This window comes from Halomonas icarae (assembly GCF_009901955.1).
Classification (GTDB): Bacteria; Pseudomonadota; Gammaproteobacteria; order Pseudomonadales; family Halomonadaceae; genus Halomonas; species Halomonas icarae.
The window spans coordinates 410,693-428,459 of record NZ_WUTS01000001.1; the positions used below are offsets into that span (position 1 = coordinate 410,693).

At 62.3% G+C, this 17,767-nt stretch carries 16 protein-coding genes; 14 read left to right on the forward strand and 2 right to left on the reverse strand.

Translation table 11 applies throughout. The features are described 5' to 3' along the window. Positions 1–16 precede the first annotated feature (16 nt). The 10 genes from GRB80_RS01900 (at position 17) to GRB80_RS01945 (ending at position 11,861) form a co-directional block, all read left to right on the forward strand. Positions 17–1,606 carry a glucosamine inositolphosphorylceramide transferase family protein gene (locus GRB80_RS01900; RefSeq protein ID WP_161422362.1) on the forward strand — a complete coding sequence of 530 codons (1,590 nt, stop codon included), beginning with the start codon at positions 17–19 and terminating at the stop codon, positions 1,604–1,606. Between the two features lie 146 nt (positions 1,607–1,752). Beyond that, positions 1,753–4,152, forward strand: coding sequence for an MraY family glycosyltransferase (locus GRB80_RS01905; protein WP_161422363.1), 2,400 nt, complete (start codon positions 1,753–1,755; stop codon positions 4,150–4,152). 62 nt (positions 4,153–4,214) lie between these two features. Further along, positions 4,215–5,237: an NAD-dependent epimerase gene (locus tag GRB80_RS01910; protein ID WP_161422364.1), complete on the forward strand. Its 1,023-nt coding sequence runs from the start codon at positions 4,215–4,217 to the stop codon at positions 5,235–5,237. Between the two features lie 32 nt (positions 5,238–5,269). Next, the gene (gene tviB, locus GRB80_RS01915) at positions 5,270–6,547 is read left to right on the forward strand and encodes a Vi polysaccharide biosynthesis UDP-N-acetylglucosamine C-6 dehydrogenase TviB (RefSeq protein WP_161422365.1); all 1,278 of its coding nucleotides are present in this window, start codon (positions 5,270–5,272) and stop codon (positions 6,545–6,547) included. Between the two features lie 398 nt (positions 6,548–6,945). Beyond that, positions 6,946–7,650: a LuxR C-terminal-related transcriptional regulator gene (locus GRB80_RS01920; protein WP_161422366.1), complete on the forward strand. Its 705-nt coding sequence runs from the start codon at positions 6,946–6,948 to the stop codon at positions 7,648–7,650. Further along, the gene (locus GRB80_RS01925; RefSeq protein ID WP_161422367.1) at positions 7,629–8,147 is read left to right on the forward strand and encodes a CsgE family curli-type amyloid fiber assembly protein; all 519 of its coding nucleotides are present in this window, start codon (positions 7,629–7,631) and stop codon (positions 8,145–8,147) included. The genes GRB80_RS01920 and GRB80_RS01925 overlap by 22 nt, the downstream gene beginning before the upstream one ends. 19 nt (positions 8,148–8,166) lie before the next feature. After that, positions 8,167–8,610 (forward strand): curli assembly protein CsgF, encoded by a 444-nt coding sequence (locus GRB80_RS01930; protein WP_237561903.1) that lies wholly within the window; start codon positions 8,167–8,169, stop codon positions 8,608–8,610. Positions 8,611–8,644: 34 nt separating this feature from the next. Then, positions 8,645–9,481 (forward strand): CsgG/HfaB family protein, encoded by an 837-nt coding sequence (locus GRB80_RS01935; protein WP_161422368.1) that lies wholly within the window; start codon positions 8,645–8,647, stop codon positions 9,479–9,481. Between the two features lie 669 nt (positions 9,482–10,150). After that, a complete protein-coding gene (locus GRB80_RS01940; protein WP_161422369.1) occupies positions 10,151–10,594 on the forward strand; it encodes a hypothetical protein in 444 nt (147 codons plus the stop codon). Positions 10,595–10,712: 118 nt separating this feature from the next. Beyond that, complete coding sequence (locus GRB80_RS01945) at positions 10,713–11,861, forward strand: hypothetical protein (protein ID WP_161422370.1); 1,149 nt, start codon at positions 10,713–10,715, stop codon at positions 11,859–11,861. 122 nt (positions 11,862–11,983) lie between these two features. Here GRB80_RS01945 and GRB80_RS01950 read toward each other — a convergent pair whose 3' ends face one another. Both GRB80_RS01950 and GRB80_RS01955 read right to left on the reverse strand, forming a co-directional pair. Continuing rightward, the gene (locus GRB80_RS01950; protein WP_161422371.1) at positions 11,984–12,355 is read right to left on the reverse strand and encodes a hypothetical protein; all 372 of its coding nucleotides are present in this window, start codon (positions 12,353–12,355) and stop codon (positions 11,984–11,986) included. 69 nt (positions 12,356–12,424) lie between these two features. Continuing rightward, positions 12,425–13,645, reverse strand: a complete 1,221-nt coding sequence (locus GRB80_RS01955; protein ID WP_161422372.1) for a DegT/DnrJ/EryC1/StrS family aminotransferase — start codon at positions 13,643–13,645, stop codon at positions 12,425–12,427. 364 nt (positions 13,646–14,009) lie between these two features. Between GRB80_RS01955 and GRB80_RS01960 the strand changes: the two genes are divergently transcribed. Genes GRB80_RS01960 through GRB80_RS01975 form a run of 4 tightly spaced genes read left to right on the forward strand, consistent with a single transcriptional unit; the run spans position 14,010 to position 17,766 of the window. Beyond that, complete coding sequence (locus GRB80_RS01960; protein ID WP_161422373.1) at positions 14,010–14,606, forward strand: GNAT family N-acetyltransferase; 597 nt, start codon at positions 14,010–14,012, stop codon at positions 14,604–14,606. After that, complete coding sequence (locus tag GRB80_RS01965; protein ID WP_161422374.1) at positions 14,603–15,397, forward strand: phytanoyl-CoA dioxygenase family protein; 795 nt, start codon at positions 14,603–14,605, stop codon at positions 15,395–15,397. The genes GRB80_RS01960 and GRB80_RS01965 overlap by 4 nt, the downstream gene beginning before the upstream one ends. A gap of 7 nt (positions 15,398–15,404) precedes the next feature. Continuing rightward, on the forward strand, positions 15,405–16,706 hold the full coding sequence (locus GRB80_RS01970) for an alanine racemase (RefSeq protein ID WP_161422375.1): 1,302 nt from the start codon (positions 15,405–15,407) through the stop codon (positions 16,704–16,706). Next, on the forward strand, positions 16,678–17,766 hold the full coding sequence (locus GRB80_RS01975) for an ATP-grasp domain-containing protein (protein ID WP_161422376.1): 1,089 nt from the start codon (positions 16,678–16,680) through the stop codon (positions 17,764–17,766). Before GRB80_RS01970 ends, GRB80_RS01975 begins: the two co-directional genes overlap by 29 nt. Position 17,767: the final 1 nt, after the last annotated feature.

Here is a 17,767-nt window from a genome sequence, read left to right on the forward strand (position 1 = left end):
TCAAGGAGGTGTGAACGTGAAACGCAAGGTAGCGTTGATCGTGGATAACATGGCGCTGAGCCGGTGGCAGCAGATGGCGCTGCGCGAGGCCCAGGCGGTGGTGGACGTTGCCCTGCTGCTGAACTGCCGCAACACGGTAAAACAGCGCAGCTATTTCGCGCATGGCCTCTACTACGCCATCAATATGGCCTCCCTGCGCAACGAGATGACCCGAGCCGTGAGTGCCGAGGGGCTCTGCCCGGAGGTGGTGGACTTCGATTCGGTCGTCAGCGACCGTTGGCAGGCGCTGCCCGAGGCGGTGCTCGACGAGCTTGAGGCGCGCGGCATCGAGGTGGTAATCCGCTTCGGGATGGATCTGCTCGATACTTCGGGCAGGGCGGCAGCACTCGATATCCTGTCATTTCACCATGGCGACCCCGAGCGCTACCGCGGCAAGCCGGCGGGGTTCTACGAGCTGCTTAACCGCGAGCGCAAGAACGGCATCATCGTGCAGCGGCTCGGCGACAGGATCGATGGCGGCGATATCTACGCCAAGGCCTACTCCCGGGTGTATGCCGACTCCTACCGCCAGACCGCCGTCGCCTTCTATCAGGCCTCGGTGCCGCTGCTGCGCAGGGCCCTGGAGAATCACGCCCGGGGCCAGAAGCAGCGTATCGACTCCCTCGGCAGATCCTATCGCCTGCCCGGCAACCTTTTGGCCCTGAGCTTTATCGGGCGCCTGCTGGGTCGGAAGATCAAGAGGCTGGGGTATGGCGCCTTCTTCGAGAAGAAGTGGAACGTGGCGACCCTCGAGGGTGAGTCGTCGCTTGGCGAGCTGATGGCGAGCCCGGTGGATATAGGCTTCGAGGCGGTAGGCGCCATTCCCGAGCACTACACCTTCTATGCCGACCCCTTCTTCTCCGCGGATGGCAGGGTGGTGCGGGTCGAGGCGCTGAATGGCAGCACGGGGCTTGGCGAGATCGTCGAGCTGGATGCCAAGGACCTCTCGCCACGCGGCGAGTGGACACTGCGAGCCGGGCATTTCTCCTACCCCTTCTCGTTCAGCTTCGAGGGCGTCGAGTACCTGATGCCCGAGGCCGCCTCCCAGGGCACCCCGTATGTGATTCCCCTGGGGGATCAAACCGAACATGAAAAGCGGCCGCTGGCCGGGCTTGAGACCCAGCGGCTGGTGGATGCGACCCTCTGCCTGCATCAGGGGAAAGCCTATCTCTTCGCGGGCAAGCCGGAATCCGCCAGAACGCTGCTCTATCTCTATACCAGCGACACTCCCTTTGGTCCCTTTGCCCCCCACCCGCAGAACCCCATCGTTATCGATCCTGAGTGCGCTCGTATGGGCGGCAAGATCGTCTGCCACGAGGGCGAGCTCTATCGGCTGGGGCAGGACTCCACCCGGGAGTATGGCAATGGCATCACGGCGTGTCGTATCGATCGCCTGACGCCGCAGGAGTATGGCGAAACTCAGGTGGGAAGGGTCTCGCTCAAGCACTACAAGGGGCCGCATACGCTCAACTTCCATGATGGCAGGGTGCTGCTGGATTTCTACACCGACGAGTTTTCCTGGCTGGCGGGGTATCGGCGGCTGATGGCGAAGGTGAGGAAGAGGTGAGGGGCGAGGTTCGAGGTTCGAGGGGCGAGGGGCGAGGGGCGAGGGGCGAGGTTCGAGGGACGAAGGGTAAGGGGTGAAGTAAATAATGAGGTGCAGGGGATGTTGTTGATGGAAACAGGGGCCAAGGCTACGCCCGGGGAGAGAACATGATATCGCCGTTGCTGCCGCTGATGGCGCTGGCGTTGACGAGTGTGGCCATTCCGCTGCTGAACAAGCCGGCCGTGGCCTTGGGGTTGGCGGATGCTCCCGGCGGGCGCAAGCAGCATGATGGCATCATTCCGCTGACCGGGGGGCTCGGGGTCTTTATCGGCTTCCTGCTGGTGCAGCCGCTGCTGGCGGTGCCCCTGGCGGCGGTGTGGCCGCTCTACCTTGGGGTGGTGGTGCTGGTGGCCTGCGGGGTGGTCGACGATGCCCGCGATATGCGCAGTACCGTGAAGCTTGCCGTGCAGCTGGCGGTGGCCGCGCTGATGGTGGTGGGGGGCCACACGCTCGAGTATGTGGGTGAGTTTCCGCTGCTGGGCACGGTGCGGCTGGAGTGGATGGCGGTGCCGATCACCATCGTGGCGGTGGCGGGGCTGATCAACGCCATCAACATGATGGATGGGGTGGATGGCCTGGCCGGCGGCAGTGCCCTTGGCTCGCTGGGCTGGCTGGCCCTGGTGGCGGCCGTGCAGGGGCAGACGGGGTTGTTCGCGGTGATCCTGATCCTGGGCGCCTCGCTGGTGGGGTTCCTGCTGTTCAATATTCGCCACCCCTGGCGACAGCGCGCCAGCGTGTTCATGGGTGACGCCGGCAGCATGGCGCTGGGGTTCGTGATCGCCTGGTGCATCGTGGTGCTGTCGCAGCATCCGGCGGCGGTGATCAGCCCGATCGCCTACGGCTGGGTGGTCGCGCTGCCGGTGATGGATACCCTGAGCCTGATGGTGCGCCGGGTGCGCAAGGGGCGCAGCCCGTTCTCGGCGGATCGTGACCATCTGCATCATATCTTCCTGCGGGCCGGCTTCACCCCGGGGCAGACCACCATGATCCTGATGCTGCTGGTGGCGGGCCTGGGTGGCATCGGGGTGATGCTCTCGCTGGCCGGGGTGCCGGATGCGGTGTTGCTGGCGGGGCTGGTGCTGCTGGCCGGCCTGCATGCCATGTTCGTGGGCCGTGCCTGGCGCACCAGCAAGGCGCTGCGCCGCTTGCATCGGCTCACTCTGCGCCAGAATACCTCCTTCACGGCCGGCCGGCTGGTGCGCCTGCGCCGCTATACCCAGCTGGGGCGAGGCCGCCGCCAGATGGCGCTGCTGGGGCTCTATCTGCTGGCATTCACCCTGGGGCTGAATGTGTACCTGGCGGTGCTGGGGGGGCTGCTGGTGGTGGCGGCGGCGGCCCTGGCCTATCCGCTGTTCTGGCGTGATGTGCTCAAGCTCAGGCTGTTCTGGGTCAGCCTGGCGCTGACGGCCTACGTCATGCTGCATGGCCTGCTGGCGGGTGACCTGTCGTTTACCACGCCGGCAGGGCCCTGGTGGGGGCTGATGGCGGTGACGGGGCTGGTCTCGCTGCCCATGGCGTGGTGGCTGGCGCAGCTACGGCTGCACTGGAACTGGCTGGTGCTGGCGCTGGTGCTGGGCGGAGTGCTCACCTTTCTGGTGCGTGCGGATTGGCGCCAGCTGGGGGCGCTGCAGCTGGCCAGCCCCTGGTCGTGGGGGGCGCCTGCGGAGATGGGCTTCATGGCAAGCCTGGGGCTGGTGATGCTGCTGGCGCTGCTGTTCGTCGGCCTGCAGCGGCTGGGCACCGGCTGGCGGCCGGCGCTGCAGGTGGGCGTGGCGCTGGCGCTGAGCGTGCCCGGGGTCATGGTGCTGATGGGCACGGGCTACTTCACCGCCTGGCTGGCCACGGCGATGGGCGGGCTGGTCTATGTGCTGGCCTCGCCGGTGCTGGGTCAGCATCCCGGGCATCGCCTGGGGCGGCTCGGCATCATGGCGCCGCTCGCCGTGGCGATGCTGGGGGTATTGAGCCATGACTGGCTGATCTACCAGCATGCCTCGCTGATCGACCGCCTGCTGGTGCCACTACAGGCCATCGGGCTGGTGCTGAATGGTGAGCTGGCCGAGGCTCGAGCGTTGCACGCCGGCGTGGTGGAGCGGTTGGTGCTCTGGCAGCAGGCCTGGCAGGGGGTGAGCGGGCAGCCGTTGTTCGGTGCCGGCCAGCTGGCGCCGGTGAACGCGAGCGGCGAGCTGGCGGGCTACCATGATTACGCCTCGCTGGTGGCCAGCATCGCCTCGGGGCTCGGGCTGGTCGGCCTGCTGGGCTATATGGCGGTGGTGCTGATTCCCCTCAACTCGCTGGTATGGGCCAACCTCAAGCGTCACTGGCATCCGGTGTGGGGGCTGGGCATTCTCAGCTGCGTGGTCAGCGTGATGGTCTTCAGCCTGTTTTCGATGCCGCTGCACTATCCCGGGGCGATTGGCGTGATCATACTATTGAGTGCCTCGATGCAGGTGGCGAGTTTCCAGCGTGCCTGGTATCAACAGCGGATGGCGGCAGGCCGCAAGCCGTAACGGCCGGAACATTGAAGGACGCGCGGCATGGCGCCCGCGCGGATCACCAACAAGGAGTTTTCATGAAGGTTCTCGTCACCGGCAATGCCGGCTTTATCGGTTTTCACACCGCCAAGCGCCTGCTCGAACGCGGCGACAGCGTGGTCGGCTTCGATGTGGTCAACGACTATTACGACCCGACCATCAAGGAAGCGCGGCTCGAGATTCTGAAGGATACCGCCGCGCGCACCGGCGCCGAGTATGTGTTCGTGCGGGAGGACCTGGCCGATCAGGCGGCGGTCAACGCCGCCTTCGAGGTCCACCAGCCGGAGCGGGTGATTCATCTGGCCGCCCAGGCGGGGGTGCGTTACTCGCTGGAAAATCCCCACGCCTATGTGCAGAGCAACCTGGTGGCCTTCACCAATATCCTGGAGGCGTGCCGCCATCATCATGTGCAGCACCTCACCTACGCCAGCACCAGCAGCGTCTATGGCGCCAACACCAGGATGCCGTTTTCCGAGCATGAGGGCGTCAACCATCCGCTGCAGTTCTACGCCGCCACCAAGAAGGCCAACGAGCTGATGGCGCACAGCTACAGCCATCTGTTCGGCCTGCCCACCACCGGGCTGCGCTTCTTTACCGTATACGGCCCCTGGGGTCGCCCGGACATGGCGCTGTTCCTGTTTACCAGGAAGACCCTGGCCGGCGAGCCGATCCCGGTGTTCAACCACGGCCACCATACCCGCGACTTCACCTATGTGGATGACATCGTGGAGGGGGTGATCCGCGCCAATGACGATATCGCCGCGCCCAACCCCGAGTGGAACAGCGACTCCCCCGACCCGGCCACCAGCAATGCCCCGTATCGCATCTTCAATATCGGCAACAACAACCCGGTGAAACTCTCCGCCTATATCGAGGCGATCGAGAACGCCCTGGGCAAGGAGGCGATCAAGGAGCTGCTGCCGTTGCAGCCGGGCGACGTACCGGATACCTACGCCGACTCCAGCGAGCTGGAGAAGGCGGTGGGTTACAAGCCCGCCACGCCGGTGAATGAGGGGGTCGCGAACTTCGTGGCCTGGTATCGGGATTTTTATGGGGTTTAACGACCCTCGAACCTCGAACAGGAACCTGAATCGTGACGAATCTAGATAACGCGCGCCTGGGCGTAATCGGCCTGGGCTATGTGGGACTGCCGCTGGCGGTGGAGTTCGGCAAGGTGCTGCCCACGGTGGGCTTCGATATCAATGAGCGGCGGATCGCCGAGCTGCGTGATGGCGTGGACCACACCCTGGAGGTGGAGCCGGAGCTGCTGGCCGAGGCGAGCCGGCTGAGCTTTTCGAGCGATATCGAGGCGCTGCGCGAGTGCAATGTCTATATCGTGACCGTGCCCACACCCATCGATGCCAGCCGCCGTCCTGATCTGACGCCATTGGTGAAGGCCAGCGAGACGCTGGGCCGGGTGGTGGGGCAGGGCGATGTGGTGATCTATGAGTCCACCGTCTATCCGGGTGCCACCGAGGAGGCGTGTATCCCGGTGGTCGAGCGGGTGTCGGGGCTGACCTACAACCAGGACTTCTTCGCCGGCTATAGCCCCGAGCGCATCAACCCCGGCGACAAGGAGCATCGGGTCACCACCATCAAGAAGGTGACCTCGGGCTCCACGCCGGAGGTGGCGACGTTCGTCGATGCGCTCTACGCCCGGGTGATTACCGCGGGCACCCATCTGGCGAGCTCCATCGCCGTGGCCGAGGCGGCCAAGGTGATCGAGAACACCCAGCGCGACGTCAATATCGCGCTGATCAACGAGCTGGCGGTGATCTTCAATCGCCTGGGCATCGATACCGAGGAGGTGCTGGAGGCCGCCGGTACCAAGTGGAACTTCCTGCCGTTCCGTCCGGGGCTGGTAGGGGGGCACTGCATCGGCGTGGACCCCTACTACCTGACTCATCGCGCCCAGCAGGTTGGCTATCACCCGGAGATGATCCTGGCCGGGCGTCGCCTCAACGATGGCATGGGCGCCTATGTGGCGGGGCAGCTGATCAAGCAGATGATCAAGCGGCGCATCCATGTGGAGGGCGCCCGGGTGCTGGTGATGGGCCTTACCTTCAAGGAGAACTGCCCGGACCTGCGCAATACGCGAGTGGTGGATATCATCGCTGAGCTGGCCGACTACAACGTCGCGGTGGACGTCTATGACCCCCAGGTCAACAAGGACGAAGCCGAGAAGGAGTATGGCATTCGGCCGCTGGAGACCCCCGAGGCCGGCGCCTACGACGCCGTCATCCTTGCCGTGGCCCATCGCGAGTTTCGTGAGCTGGGGGCCGAGGGCATCCGCGCCTGGGGCAAGGCGGAGCATGTGCTCTATGACCTGAAGTATTGTCTCGACAAGTCGCAGGTCGATATTCGGCTGTAGTCTGCTATCACCAGCGGACGCCTAGAGCAGCCCCGCCACACCCCGACGTCCTCATCAGGACACGATATCGAAGCCCGGCCTTGTGCCGGGCTTCGTCGTTTCTGGGCCGGTAATACTTTTTCATGGCCAGGTAATACCTTTGCTGGAACGGTCGTCATGCTCAGTCTTGAATAATAATAATGGCTTTCAGCTTTGGTGTGTATTTTGTTCAACGTAAGTCGTGATAACTCATTGATTAGAAGCCGAGGTTGAGAATTTTAATACTTTGATACGTTTGTGACCAAGAAACACAGTAGGTAACATTATTTTACGTTGCTGAGTGGGTAGGCCATACTTGTGTCCAGCTGTACTCCATAACAAGACCGTATAGGGACACAACTCGTCATGAGGAGGAAAGCATGAGCCAACGGAGTGGGGGTGTGGCGCTCGTCACGGAGCATAATCCGCAATCGTCATTATTCATTGCCTATATCAATGAGCATGCTGACTGCTCCGTCACTCAGCTTTCGCCTGGGGATGCGCCTTCCAGCGTCGCCGATGATATCGCGGTGGTGCTGCTGGACCATGATCACGTCGATGATGCCCTGCTGCAGGCGTGGCAGGCGGAGGCGGCGAGTCGTGATCATCGACTGTGCATTGCGGCGCTGAACCTGAAGGACGGTGAAGAGGCGGCCGAGGTGCTCTCCTATGCGCATCTGTCGGGCGTGTTCTATCGCACGGATTCGCTGGACATGATCTGCAAGGGGATCGATCGGCTGCTGGAGGGACATCTGTGGATGTCGCGCGCCTTGATGTCGCACCTGATCGAGTTCTTCCGCAAGCAGTCCATCAACTCTTACCGGCCGGCCTGTGGCCTGACCCAGCGTGAGCTGGAGATCATCGGGCTGCTCGGCTCCGGTGCTTCCAATATGCAGATCGCCGATCGGCTGTTCGTCAGCGAGCATACGGTGAAGTCGCACCTCTACAACATCTTCAAGAAGATCGATGTGCACAACCGTACCCAGGCGGTCAACTGGGCACGCCAGAATCTGGGCGCGCCCCCTCCGCTGTTTCATTTCGACCAACGCAAGGGAGCCAAGGGATGCAACCACAGTACGCCCTAGTCGCGGGTTGTGTGCTGCTCCTCTCGCTGGCCTGGGGAGGGAGCCGCCCGGTGCTGGCTCAGGTGGCGTCCGATGAGCCGGCGATGGCGATCGAGGAGTCGGAGGAGACCATCGAGACACCCGGGCAGGCCGAAGAGGAGCTGGAACGCCAGTTCAGCCTGCAGGAGCCGGGGATCTCGGGCCTGGTGATCGACCGCACCGTGACCATGACCGGCCGCACCTTCTATCGGCAGTTCAGCCAGCTGAGCCTGGAACGCCCGGTGTTGAACAACGTGGTGCTGACGGTGCATGAGCGGCCTTCGGCGCGTTGGGGCAGCCAGGTCTGGATCACCCGGGACAATAACCGCGTGGTCTATCAGGCCACCATGTCGCCCCGTCTCAGCGATATCGACGGGTATGTGCAGGCGGCGGTGGAGCAGGTGGAGAATCTGGTGATTCGGCAGACGCTGACGGAAGCCCTGGCCGATGACCCCGATCTGGCAGATGAAGAACTCTAGTGCATCGAGGAGAACGACAATGACACGCATGAAGCAGCGGATGGCGGCAAGAGTGGCGGCAGGCGTAGTGACGACGAGCCTGTTGCTGGGGGGCGGTTTCGCCTGGGCGGGCCAGCTGGTGTATGAGCCCATCAACCCGTCATTCGGGGGCAACCCTCTCAATGGCAGCTATCTCTTCAACAAGGCGCAGTCCCAGGATGACAACGAGGATCCCGATGCGCCGGATTTCGGCAGCCTGACGGAGACCGATCTGTTCCTGCAGGACCTCAGGGCCGGGGTGGTCAACGATGCCATCAATGATGCCAAGGAAGGGGAGGCGGGTCGCACCAGCGTGATCGAGAGCTCGACGCTGCGCGTGCGGATACGCAGCCTGGGGAATGGGGGCTTCGTGATGCATATCGTCGACCGGCGCACCGGCGAGGAGACGACGGTCAACTTCGGCCAGCCGTCGGGTCAGTTCTGAGCGGATACACGGACAGGGACAAGGGAGCAGAATAATGAAACTCATCACGACACTGGTTACCGCGGGCATGTTGACCCTGAGTGGCTGCGCCAGCCAGGTGACATCCTATGACCACCTGGAGGGGGCACCCGCCACCCTGACGCCGCGCACCGCGACCTACGATGATCTCAAGAGCCTGCCGGCACCCAGCTCACGGATTCTGGCGGCGGTATACGACTTCCGCGACCAGACGGGGCAGTATCGTCCCCAGCCGGCGAGTACCTTCTCCACCGCCGTGACCCAGGGCGGCGCCGCCATGCTCAGCTCGGCGCTGGCCGAGTCCGGCTGGTTCATTCCCCTCGAGCGTGTGGGGCTGCAGAACCTGCTGACCGAGCGGCGCATCATTCGTGCCAACCTGGAACGCATGGGCCGTGAGAATGAACTCTCGTCGCTGAATGCCGCGCGCGTTCTGCTCGAGGGGGGGATCATCGCCTACGACTCCAACATGAAGACCGGCGGTATCGGTGCCGAGTATTTTGGCATCGGCGCCTCGGGGGAGTATCAGGTTGACCAGGTCACGATCAACCTGCGCGCGGTGGATATCGCCACGGGGGAGGTGCTGGGGAATGTTACCACCAGCAAGACGATCTACTCCCACGAGCTGCGGGCCGGGGTCTATCGCTTCGTCAGCTTCCAGCGTCTGCTCGAGGCCGAGGCGGGCTTCACGCATAACGAACCGGTCCAGATGGCGGTGATGTCAGCCATCGAGTCGGCGGTGATTCATCTGGTTACCCAGGGAGTTGATCGTGGGCTATGGAGCCTGGCGAACCCGGAGGATGCCGACCATGAGGTATTGGCGGCCTACCGCGACGAGACCGTACCGATGCTCTGATACTCCTGGGCGTAATGTCGTTGGGTGTGGAGGCTCTGGGAACTTAGCACTTCAGTATGAGAATGAATGGTAGGAGGGAGGCTTCGCCTCGCGACTGGAGGCCGAAGGCCTCCCGGTAATGCCACACGACTGGGCAACACCACCAAGGCGCCTGGCGGCGCCAGTCGCGATGCAGAGCATCCCTCCTACAACTTCCGCAACTCATACAGCTGTGAGGGATTTCTCTGGGATATTCACAATTAAGCGTGAGAGTGAACGGTAGGAGGGAGCGGTCCGCCGAAGCGGCTCCGCCTCGCGATTGGAGGCCGAAGGCCTCCCGGTAGGTAACGCCAGGCCCTTTTCTAAAGAAAGACCTCTGTTAACGGGCGCCGCTTCCTGCGAGAAGCGGCGCCCGTTTCGTTTGGTGACGCGAATCATTTACCCGCGCACGGGGAGGAGTGATTTAGCAATACCAAGATGATGAGTTATCTCCTGTTCAAAAATAATGAAATACGATGATTGTTGAAGCGTATCTTTGTGTAAATACTTGTAACCATCAAGTGGGGCTTGAAACAAGGCTGAGAAAACAGAAAAGCCAAAGCAGAAATACCAATGATTCCGAGGCGAGGCGAACTTCCTATGAAAACGTTAATGGCTCTTGGCTGTATCGCTTTCGCTACCGGGGTGGCAATGACGCCGACCGCTGATGCCGGTGATCTGCACCTCGAGTCGGAGTTCGCCCAGGTATCGCCGAGTTTCGTGGTCAATAACCTGGCCAGAACCGATCAGGACGGTATCAGCCATGAGGCCAATATCTTCCAGTCGGGTCAAGGACAGGAGGCACTGATCGTGCAGCGAGGTTACTACAACCTTGCCGAGATCGATCAGGTGGGCCAGCAGCATGACGCGGCGGTGCTACAGGCCGGCGGTTATCTCGAGGCGAGCATCGCACAGTCGGGTTATGGCCATGATGCCGCCATCGAGCAACGCGGTGTCGGCAAGCAAGCGTCCATCGTTCAGAGTGGTGTTCACGGCAGTGCGAGCATCATGCAAGTGGGATCCACGCGTCGAGCGCCTGTTGAGGTAATACAGCACTCGCGTGGTCAGGCAGCCATCCAGGTGATCCAGCATTGACAGATCAATTTGGGCATCTGGCGCTGTGGAGTCGACTGGGGTCAGCGACTTCATGTAACGACCTCCTGGTGAATGCCAACAATAGCTAAACCAGGGCACAATACGAAGGGGATCAATCATGAAAATGAAGATGACTTTACTCGCCGCCTCTATCGCCATGATCAGCAGCCATGCGATGGCCAGCGGTGGTAACGTTGCCAACACCTACCAAACGGGTTGGGGCAACGATGCGTTGGTCGCTCAGGATCGTGGCAACGGTAACCAGACCTCCAATATCACTCAGCTTGGCGACTTCAACGACGCCGATGTGCTGCAGACCGGCTCCTACCAGGAAGCCACCATCCATCAGGAGGGCTGGGTCAACAACTCCTTCAGCTATCAGACGGGTCGGGGCAACGATGCCGAGGTAACCCAGAAGGGCTCCTACAATACCTCCAAGGTCGAACAGCGGGATCGCAACAACGATGCGACCGTTGAGCAGCATGATGTTGGCCATAGGTCCCATGTCGATCAGCGTGGCTACCGTCAGGAAGCCAATGTCTATCAGACCAACTATTACAACGAATCTGAGGTCACTCAGAGCGGCAGTGATAACACCGCCAACGTCAATCAGACTGGCTCGTTCAACGACTCCACCGTTAGCCAGAACAATGGTGCCTGGGGGATCTGGGGTGGTGACAACACGGCCAACGTGAATCAGACGGGGCTGGTGGGTAACTCCAATGTCGAGCAGTCCGGTAACCAGAACTACGCCGAGCTGAATCAGGGTGGTCTTCTTAACAGCGCCGATGTCAGTCAGTCTGGCGCGTGGAATGACTCCATGATTAACCAGAGTGGCGTGCTGAACGGTGCCCAGGTCAGCCAGGTCGGCGTGTCGAATATCTCCGACATCGATCAGAGTGGAGCCGGCAATGGAGCCGATGTCAGCCAGTCAGGTTGGCTGAATATCTCCGATATCGACCAGAGTGGTGTCGGTGACATGGCCAGCGTCTCCCAGGATGGAGACTGGAACTACTCTGATGTGTATCAGAATGGGCTGCTCAACGACGCCGATGTTGGCCAGTCTGGAGTGGGTAACATCTCGCTGGTCAGCCAGACCGGAGCCTTTGGTGAGGCGAATGTAAGCCAGGCAGGCGTGGGTAACTTCTCCTACATCTCGCAGGCCAATGGTGCCTTCAACACGGCGACTCACACCCAGACCGGGGCATTCAACTCGGCTGTCACCGCCCAGAGCGGTTGGGGCAACAACGCTCTCGTGGTTCAGTAAGAGCTCCTGCCTCGAGAGCAGCATTGGCTAACAGGAATCTGCTCCAAAGCAACCGGCCTCCCAGGAGGCCGGTTTTATATTAATGGATTTATATCAATGGATGTTGCTATTGTTTCGGCTCGTTAGTTGACCGATACCTGAATGCGACTCCCCACGCCCGATACGCGTGAGACGCTGCGATTGCCTCGCTTGATAACCTCGATGGTCAAACTACCCGGACTCTGCTGGGTCAGCTCCAGCCTGGCCTGTTCACCTGGGTAGGTCAGCTGGGTGGGGGCGGTGCCCTCCAGCCGGTGGGTCTGCGTATCGTTCTGCGATGACACGGTCAGGTTGCCGTGGTAGCGGGTGCCTTCGCTGCCGCCGATATGGATCTGGATCATCTCTGGGCTAGGCTCCGGGTTCGAGAGTGAGGAGGACTCGGCGTGGGCCGCAAGTGTCGGGGTGAGGAGCAGGGCGAGCGCCGGCAGGGCGGTCAACCAGCGGGTGCGTAGCATGGCAGGGCTCCCTTGTGTCATGGCAGGTTGGTTGGTCTGGGTCCTGCGTTTGTTGATCTGGTCCAGCGTTTAGAGGCCGGGAGCGCCGATGGGAAGGTCGCGACGTTGGCAAGCCTCCCGCATCACGCTTTCCAGCACGTTACAGGTTCTGTCGAGTTCGGCCGCCCCCAGGGTCGGATGACACAGCAACATCAGGCTGGTGTTGCCCAACTCACGGGCTACCGGTCGCCGCGTTGCGGGACGCCAGCCGGGGTGATCGCTCCTGGGGCCGAAGGCCTTCTCGCGATAGACCTCCGAACAGGAGCCGCTGAAGCAGGGCACCCCCTGGCCGACGATGGCATGCAGGATGCGGTCTCGGTCCCATCCTGCCTTGAGGTGCTCGGGCTCGACGAAGAGGTAGCACTTGTAGGCGGCGTGGTCGATATGGGCAGGAATGTGCGGCACCCTGAGGCCGGGAAGCTCCCGTGCGGTGCTCCATATACGCTGGGCATGGGCCTGGCGTGTGGCCTTCCATTCCGGCATTCGGCCGAGTTGAATGCGACCGATGGCGGCCTGCATCTCGGTGAGCCGCCAGTTGGTGCCGATGCTTTCATGCAGCCAGCGAAATCCCTCTGGATGCTGGCGTTCGTAGACGGCGGACCAGCTCTTGCCATGATCCTTGTAGGCCCACATGCGCTGCCATAGTTCGCTGTCCTGGGTGGTGACCATGCCGCCTTCGCCGCCGGTGGTCATGATCTTGTCCTGGCAGAAGGACCATGCGGCGATATCCCCCAGGCTGCCTACGCTATTGCCGCGATAGCGGGCGCCATGGGCCTGGGCACAGTCTTCGATCAGGGCGAGGTGGTGGTCGTTTGCCAGTGCCCTGAGCTCATCCATCTCACAGGGCCAGCCCGCGAGATGCACGGCGATGATGGCCCGTGTTCTCGGCGTGATCAGGGGGGCGACCGTGGCGGCGGTAATGTTCTGGGAGTCGCGATCGATGTCGGCGAAGATGGGGTTGGCGCCGGCATTGACGATGCTTGAGGCCGACGCCAGAAAGGTGCGGGAGGTGACGATCACCTCGTCGCCTGGGCCGATGTCGAGTGCCTTCAGGGCCAGGTCCAGCGCGTTGGTGCCGTTTGCGACGGCGATGGCATGCCGTGCCCCCACGTAGCTGGCAAACTCCTTCTCGAATTGACGACACTCCTGCCCAGTCCAGTAGTTGACACGATTGGACATCAGCACGCGTGTCACCGCGTCGGCTTCCTCCTGGGTATAGGAGGGCCAGGGGGGAAAGGGACCGTCCAGCATGCTGTCATCTCCTGTCGTCGATCGCGATCGGCTGTGCCGCATCCTGAGCGTGATTCGCTTCGCGATCCGATTTACAAAAGTTACGCCTGATACATAAGATTACCTAAATTATCTCTCATTCGGCGTGATGATTTTTCTCATGCTCGGATTCTCCGCCGCCGAATCTGGCCAGCGCTCTGACGTCGTGCGGCGCTTCGCGATCAGATGCCTCACCCTACCCGACGCTGACAGATCCCCCTTCTGGTCCTGGCTGGACTGAGTGTGTCCGCTGCAAGTGACTAGAAAATTCCTACGGCAACGTTTTGCAGCAAGTGTAACAATGAGTGACATTAGTGATCACAATGTTACATGGTGGGAGCTGCCAATGAGCCTTCAACTGATTCCGGCGCGTCGTACTCGTGGTGTTACCAAGAAACGTGCCCGGGCTCGCGCCCGCGCCGGTTCACCCTCGTGGAACACCAGGGTCCTGGCCCCCAGTGAGCACGGCCTGTATGCCGATGAACTGCGGCGCTTGACCCATGAAGAGCAGGCGCGTCAGCAGGGTGAGCTGGTGCACGGTATCGATCTCGATGCCTATATCACCAAGATTCTGGAGCAGGCCGATATCGCGGTGCTGATCGTCGAGGGCCACCTGGCCGGCTTCTGCGCCTTCTATACCTATGATCCTGGCCAGCCGAGCGCCTTTATCACGCTATTCATACTGGCGCCGGAGACGCGTCACTGCGGCATGGCCGAGCCGCTATTGGAGGTGGCGGCGGCGGCGGCGGTGGCGAAGGGGTTCGGCACCCTGACACTGCGCGTTCGCCACAGGAACTGGTCGGCGATTCGTTTCTATCTGCGCCAAGGCTTTCGTGAGTCGGGACGATACGGTCGTGATCTGGAAATGTGCATGCCGCTGACACGCTCCTTCGCGTTGGCAAAGCATCGTAACAGGCAGTTTGCAAGAGGGATGGCGTCATGAAGATGCAGCTGGGGGCAAGCGTCGAGGAGTTCGACAAGGCGATCAACGACAGTGGGTGGGTCATCTTCGAAGGCGCGCTCTCGAAGGCGTTCACCGAGGAGCTGCGCGCGGACTCGCTGAAGTGGATCGATATCTGCCGCGGGTATCAGACGCGTAACGGACTCAATACCGATGGGGATGGCACGGCGCATCACTGCCTGGGGAGCGGTGACAGCATCGACCGCTTTATCGATATGCACCTGTTCCACCCCTATATCTCGCGTTACTTCGGCGATGAGCCCTACATCTGCAACTCGCTGACGCCGATCGGCGGCTTCCCGGAGTTCACGACCTATGTGCACAAGCTGCATCGTGACGTGCGTACGCTGATTCCCGGTTATCCGCTCAAGCTGAACATGCTGGTGATGTGTGATGACTTCACGCCGGAGAACGGCACCCTGGTGCTGAGCGGCTCGCAGAACCGCCATGAGCCCCCCAGCGATGAGGAGTTCGAAAAACATCATGAGCGCTTCACGGCGCCTGCCGGTTCCGTCGTGTTGTTCAACTCCACCCTGTGGCACAAGGGGGCCGATATACATGGTGATCGCGCGCGCGTGGCGCTGACGGTTGGCTATGGCCGGGCCTACGTCAAGCCGGCGATGGACTATGCGCGCATGCTGGGAGAGGAGTATGGCCGGTCGCTGTCGCCGCTGACCCGCCAGGTGCTGGGCTACAACGCGCGGGTGCCGGTGAGTCTCGATGAGTGGTATCGCCCGGCGGGTGAGCGTCTCTATCATGCGGATCAGGGGTGATGTGACGATGGTCGAGCATGCATTCCTGGACGAGATTGCTCGCGAGGTCGGCGACAGCTTCTATCTCTTCGACGAAGCGGCCTTTCGGCGCAACTATCTCGGGTTACGGGGTCGCCTTCGCGAGCATTGGCCCGGCACCGATGTGGCCTATGCGCTGAAAGCCAACTATATGCCCGCTCTCGTGGCCTGCGTGGCGGATATGCAGGGCCAGGTGGAGGTGGTCTCGCGCTTCGAATATGACGTGGCGCGCCGCTTTCTGCCGGCCGAACGCATCATCTACAACGGGCCGATCAAGCGTGAGGCGGATCTGCGCCTGGCCCTCGAGGCGGGCAGCCAGGTCAATCTGGACTCGTTCGCCGAGCTCGAGGCGCTCGCTCGTATCGCCGGAGCATTGCCGCGGATGCGAGTCGGGTTGCGTCTCAACTTTCCGTCGTCGCAGTTGATCAGTCGCTTCGGCTTCGATGTGGAAAACGGCGAACTCGACGAGGCCCTTACACGCCTGGAGGCCCTGCCAGGGGCCGAGGTGGTGGCGCTGCACTGTCATGCGACATGTCGTGCGCTGGGAGTGGAGGATCCGGTGCGGCGTATCCGGCGGCTGTGTGAGGTGGCCACCCGCCTGCTGCCTGATCATCCCATCGAGACGATCAATATCGGGGGTGGCCTGCTGGGTGAGATGCCCGCCAGCCTGCGTTCCCAGTTTTCCTTCCCGGTGCCCTCCCTGGAGGAGTATGCCGATGCCATCGGCGAGGCGTTCGTGCACCACCGGCCCTCGGCGGTGACACGATTGGTGGTCGAGCCGGGTGTCTCGATGGTGGCCAATACCATGTGCCTGGCCGCCCGGGTGATGGAGGTGCGACAGCGTCGCGATGGCTGGCAGGCGCTGCTGGATACCAGCATCAACGCCGTGAATCCGACGCGTTCTAGCGTGGCACCCCTGCTTGAAGCCGTGAGCGTTGGGGCCGTGAGCGCGCGCCGTGACGAGGCGAGCCAGCCGCAGTCGTTCAAGCTGGTGGGCAATACCTGCATGGAGCATGACGTGATCTGTGAAGAGTTCACGGCGGCTCTGCAGGTGGGGGACTTCGTGCTGGCCAAGAATCGTGGTGCCTACTCCCTGAACTACACCCCTCCCTTTATCGTGCCGGCCTGTGGAGTCGTCGACCTGGAGGGGCGCGTCCTCAAGCGTGCCGATGGGGATGCGAGCATTCTCGCCAGCTATACGCAGCAGCTTGAGGTACCCCGGGCGTCTCAGCCGGCTTCAAATAACAAGGAAAATGCCGATCATGAACATTCTCTTCACCTGTGCCGGTAGACGTAACTATCTGATCGCCTATTTTCGTCATGCCCTGGAAGGCGCCGGCAGGCTGGTGGCGGCCGACTGTTCCGACCAGGCCACGGCGCTGCGGGAGGCCGACGAGGCGGTCATCCTGCCGCGGGTCGATGCGCCGGGATATATCGACGAGCTGCTGGCCCTGTGTGCGGAGAAGCAGATCGCTCTGCTGGTGCCTCTGAATGATCACGAGCTGCCGCTGCTGGCCCGGGAGCAGGCGCGCTTTGCCGCCCTCGGTACTCGGGTACTGGTCTCCTCACTGGAGGTGATCGAGCTCGCCGCCGACAAGCTGGCCACGGCACGCTTTGCCGAGCAGATAGGACTGCTTGCCCCGAAGACCTATCACACGCTTGAGGCCGCCCTTACGGCCCTCGACTGCCACGAGATTCAGTTTCCCCTGATCATCAAGCCACGCTGGGGTAGTGCTTCGCTGGGGGTCGAACGGGTCGAGGATCGTGAAACGCTGGTGTTGGCCTGGCGCTGGAGCCAGCACCGCTTTCCGGCCCTGGGGTTGCGCCAGGACGCCGTTGACGGCAGTGGCCTGATCATTCAGTCCGCGCTGCCGGGGCAGGAGTATGGCCTCGATGTGGTCAACGATCTGTCGGGGCGCTATCGCGCGACCTTCGTCAAGCGCAAGCTGTCGATGCGGGCTGGTGAGACCGAACGTGCCATCACCGAGTCACATCCGGTGCTCGAGGCCGTGGGGGAGCGTCTGGCACAGGCGCTGGGGCATATAGGCAATCTCGACTGCGATCTCTTTTACGATGGCCAGCGGGTCTATCTGCTGGAGCTCAATCCGCGCTTTGGTGGTGGCTATCCCTTCAGTGCCGAAGCGGGGGCCGACGTGCCGGCGGCCTTGATCGCCTGGGCCCAGGGGCGGGAGCCCGCCTCCCGCTGGTGTGAACTGCGCGCCGGGGTGAGCGTGGCGAAGTGTGACCGCCTGGTGGAGATGGTGCAGATCAATAGACAGGCGGAGGTGGTCTCCCTGCCGGGGGCTGCGGAGGCGGTGGTGCTGCCGAGCGTATCGGGTGCCAGCCATTAGC

Coding starts and splice junctions, on each gene's coding strand:
- GRB80_RS01905 (WP_161422363.1), top strand. CDS start 1,753: ATGATATCGCCGTTGCTGCCGCTGATGGCGCTGGCGTTGACGAGTGTG.
- GRB80_RS01910 (WP_161422364.1), top strand. CDS start 4,215: ATGAAGGTTCTCGTCACCGGCAATGCCGGCTTTATCGGTTTTCACACC.
- GRB80_RS01920 (WP_161422366.1), top strand. CDS start 6,946: ATGAGCCAACGGAGTGGGGGTGTGGCGCTCGTCACGGAGCATAATCCG.
- GRB80_RS01925 (WP_161422367.1), top strand. CDS start 7,629: ATGCAACCACAGTACGCCCTAGTCGCGGGTTGTGTGCTGCTCCTCTCG.
- GRB80_RS01930 (WP_237561903.1), top strand. CDS start 8,167: ATGACACGCATGAAGCAGCGGATGGCGGCAAGAGTGGCGGCAGGCGTA.
- GRB80_RS01935 (WP_161422368.1), top strand. CDS start 8,645: ATGAAACTCATCACGACACTGGTTACCGCGGGCATGTTGACCCTGAGT.
- GRB80_RS01940 (WP_161422369.1), top strand. CDS start 10,151: ATGACGCCGACCGCTGATGCCGGTGATCTGCACCTCGAGTCGGAGTTC.
- GRB80_RS01945 (WP_161422370.1), top strand. CDS start 10,713: ATGAAAATGAAGATGACTTTACTCGCCGCCTCTATCGCCATGATCAGC.
- GRB80_RS01950 (WP_161422371.1), bottom strand. CDS start 12,355: ATGCTACGCACCCGCTGGTTGACCGCCCTGCCGGCGCTCGCCCTGCTC.
- GRB80_RS01955 (WP_161422372.1), bottom strand. CDS start 13,645: ATGCTGGACGGTCCCTTTCCCCCCTGGCCCTCCTATACCCAGGAGGAA.
- GRB80_RS01960 (WP_161422373.1), top strand. CDS start 14,010: ATGAGCCTTCAACTGATTCCGGCGCGTCGTACTCGTGGTGTTACCAAG.
- GRB80_RS01965 (WP_161422374.1), top strand. CDS start 14,603: ATGAAGATGCAGCTGGGGGCAAGCGTCGAGGAGTTCGACAAGGCGATC.
- GRB80_RS01970 (WP_161422375.1), top strand. CDS start 15,405: ATGGTCGAGCATGCATTCCTGGACGAGATTGCTCGCGAGGTCGGCGAC.
- GRB80_RS01975 (WP_161422376.1), top strand. CDS start 16,678: ATGAACATTCTCTTCACCTGTGCCGGTAGACGTAACTATCTGATCGCC.